The organism is Streptomyces sp. MK37H (genome assembly GCF_018035285.1).
Lineage (GTDB): Bacteria > Actinomycetota > Actinomycetes > Streptomycetales > Streptomycetaceae > Streptomyces > Streptomyces endocoffeicus.
Genome location: NZ_JAAAYH010000661.1, coordinates 1 through 3,354, shown reverse-complemented (window position 1 = coordinate 3,354; position 3,354 = coordinate 1). Strand labels below are relative to the sequence as shown.

At 71.9% G+C, this 3,354-nt stretch carries 3 protein-coding genes; all 3 read left to right on the top strand.

Annotated elements, in window-relative coordinates; all coding sequences use genetic code 11:
• Positions 1-925 (top strand): MBL fold metallo-hydrolase (locus tag GWI24_RS42310; RefSeq protein WP_210951334.1); only part of this gene is annotated, 925 nt, incomplete at its 5' end.
• Positions 926-1,228: 303 nt separating this feature from the next.
• Positions 1,229-2,305, top strand: coding sequence for a nitrous oxide reductase family maturation protein NosD (locus tag GWI24_RS42305; RefSeq protein ID WP_210951333.1), 1,077 nt, complete (start codon positions 1,229-1,231; stop codon positions 2,303-2,305).
• Positions 2,306-2,316: 11 nt separating this feature from the next.
• Positions 2,317-3,354 (top strand): methyltransferase (locus GWI24_RS42300; protein WP_210951332.1); only part of this gene is annotated, 1,038 nt, incomplete at its 3' end.

Genomic DNA, 3,354 nt, shown 5'->3' with positions numbered 1-3,354 from the left:
CGCCGACCGGCTCACCTCCCCGCTGCCGGGGGTGCGGGCGCTGGCCCGGCTGGCCCGGGAGGGACGGCTCAGACCGCCCGTGGAGACGCTCCGCGAGATCCCCGAGCTGCCCTTCGAACCGGGGCCGCTGCCGCTCACCGGCCCCGGCCGGACCGCGCTCACCTGGGCCGGGCACGCCAGTTGGGTGGTGCGGATCGGCGGGCTCACCGTGCTCACCGACCCGGTCTGGGCCCGTAAGATCCTGGGCACCCCGGCCCGGGCCACTCCGGTGGGGGTCCGCTGGGAGGACCTGCCGCCCGTCGACGCGGTCGTCATCAGCCACAACCACTACGACCACCTGGACGCGCCCACGATCAAACGGCTGCCGAAGGCGACGCCGGTCTTCGTGCCCGCCGGGCTCGCCCGCTGGTTCCGGGCGCGCGGATTCACCCGGGTGACCGAGCTGGACTGGTGGGAGGCGGCCGAACTGCCCGGCGAGGACGGCCCGGTCCGCTTCGACTTCGTCCCGGCCCACCACTGGAGCAAGCGCACCCTCACCGACACCTGCCGCTCGCTGTGGGGCGGATGGGTTATCACCGCGCCCGACGGACAGCGGGTGTACTTCGCGGGGGACACCGGCTACGGCCACTGGTTCCGGCAGATCGGCCGCCGCTACCCGGGCATCGATGTCGCGCTGCTGCCCATCGGCGCGTACGAGCCGCGCTGGATGCTGGGCGGGGTGCACACCGATCCGGAGGAGGCCGTACAGGCGCATCTGGACCTGGGGGCGCGGGCGCTGGCGCCCATGCACTGGTCCACCTTCCTGCTCTCGGCCGAGCCGCCCCTGGAGCCGCTGCACCGGATCCGCGCGGCCTGGGAGGCCACCGGGCGGCCGCGCGAGGAGCTGTGGGATCTGCCGGTCGGGGCGTCCCGCGTGCTCGAATGAGCCGCGCCGCCGTCGCGGGGGAGCGCACGGGGTCCGGTCGGCTCGTCCGGCGTGGGCCGGGCGTCCTCCACTGTCGAGAGCGGCGGCGCGTGGGTAGGGCGGGGCCGCCGCGCCCGTCTTGGTCAGCTGATCCGTGCGGCCTGAGCGGTCCGGTGGCTCCTTTCCCGGCTCGCGCTTCAGCTGACGGGTCCGTGGGCTGACCTCCGGCCGGGCCACAAGACGGCCAAGTGGGGTAACGCAGGGCATAAGTGACGAGTAGAACATAAGTGGCGAGTGGTGCGGAGCGCGCCTAACTTCCTTTTCATGCGCACACCTAAACTTCGCCACCTCGCCGGCCTCACGGCCGTCCTCGTCATCGAACTCGCCCAGCTCCCCGGAGCCCACGCCGCCCCCGTCGACCAGGCGGCGACCCGACATGTGGTCCAGCCCGGCCAGTCCATCCAGGCCGCCGTGGACGCCGCAGAGCCCGGCGACACCATCGAGATCCGGCCCGGCACCTACCGGGAGAACATCCAGATCACCACCGACCGGCTGACCCTGGTCGGCGCGGGCGACTCCACCGTGCTCTCCCCGGCCGAGAAGCCGTCGGCCAACGCCTGCGGCGAGGCCGGCCACGGCATCTGCGTCACCGGGACGGCCGAAGACCCCGTCTCGGATGTCCGGATCGACTCACTGAAGGTCACCGGCTTCGCCAAGAACGGCATCTGGGGCTCCGGCACCGACCGGATGACCGTGCGGAACACCACCACCGAGGACAACGGCCAGCAGGGCATGGGCCAGGAGATGTCCACCCGTGGCACCTTCGTCGACAACGTCTCCCGGAACAACAAGCAGTCCGGCATCTTCCTGGCCAACACCATCGACGCCGAGGGCGGCGCCACCGACGCCCTGGGCACACTGGTGGCCGGGAACCAGCTCAGCGGCAACCGGACCGGTGTCGTGGTCCGCCGGCTGCGCGACCTCTCGGTCGAGGGGAACACCATCACCGCCAACTGCGCCGGAGTGTTCATCGTCGGCGACGAGTCGACCCCGCGCGCCGGGGACCTGAACGTCCGCCACAACTCCGTCTACGAGAACAACGCCTACTGCGAGGCCACCGACCGGCTCCCCTTCATCCAGGGCGCCGGCATCGTGCTCACCGGCACCGAGGGCACCCGGGTGACGGGCAACCAGGTGAACGACAACGTGGGCACCTCGCCCATGTCCGGCGGGATCGTGCTCTACACCAGCGTCGTCGGCGCCCCCAACGCCAAGAACGCCATCAGCCGGAACGTGATGAGCGGCAACAAGCCCGCCGACCTCGCCGACCGGGACAAGGGCCCCGACAACACCTTCACCGACAACGTCTGTGAGCTGTCCGCGCCCACGGGCCGGTGCTGAGAGGCGGAGACATGACCACTGTGGACACCACCAGAGCCGACGCGGCACAGCCCCCGCCGGCCGCGCTCCCACCGCCCATGCGGCTGCGCGAGATCGTCTTCGGCGCCGCACGGGCGGCCTCGGTGCGCGCCGCGGTCCGGCTGCGGATCGCCGACGCGCTGGGCGACCGGCCCGCCTCCATCGGGGAGCTGGCCTCCGCCGTGGACGTCGAGCCCGATCCGCTGCGCCGGCTGCTGCGCTCCCTGGCCTGCTGTCAGATCTTCGCCGAGACCGAGGACGGCCGCTTCCGGCACACCGAGATGTCCCGGCTGCTGCGCGAGGACACCCCGGGCAGCCTGCGCAACATCGCCCTGTGGTGCACCGAGCCATGGACGTGGGAGGCGTGGCCGCGGCTGGACCGGGCGGTGCGCACCGGCGGCTGTGTCGTCAACGAGATCTACGGCAAGGACTTCTTCGCCTATCTCCATGAGGACGCGCCCGAGTCGGCCCGGGTGTTCGACGCCGCGATGACCACCTCCAGCCGGCAGTCCGCCACCGACGTCGCCGCCTTCCTCGACCTCGACGGGGTCAAGGAGGTGGTGGACATCGGCGGCGGCCAGGGGCATGTGCTGGCCAGCCTGCTGGAGAAGCACCCGGCGCTGCACGGCGCGCTGCTGGACCTGCCGCAGGTGGTGGCGCACGCCGATCCGCGGCTGCGGGACGGCGGGGCGCTGGCCTCGCGGGCCACGCTCGTGCCCGGCGACTGCCGCCGCGAGGTTCCCGTCGAGGCCGACCTCTACATCATCAAGAACATCCTCGAATGGAACGACGAGAGCACCCGCCGGACGCTCGCCAACGTGGTCGCGGCGGCGCGCCCCGGCGCCAGGGTGGTCGTCATCGAGAACCTCGTCGACAACAGCCTCAGCTCCTTCACCACGGCGATGGACCTGTTCCTGCTGCTCAATGTGGGCGGCCGGAAGCACACCGAGGAGAGCATGGTGGCGCGGATGACCGAGGCCGGTCTGAACGTGACCGACATCCGGCCCGTCAACGGCGCTCTGCACGCCTTC

What these genes read in the sequence shown, in the direction of transcription:
- GWI24_RS42305 (WP_210951333.1), top strand. Translation starts at nt 1,229, where the DNA reads ATGCGCACACCTAAACTTCGCCACCTCGCCGGCCTCACGGCCGTCCTC.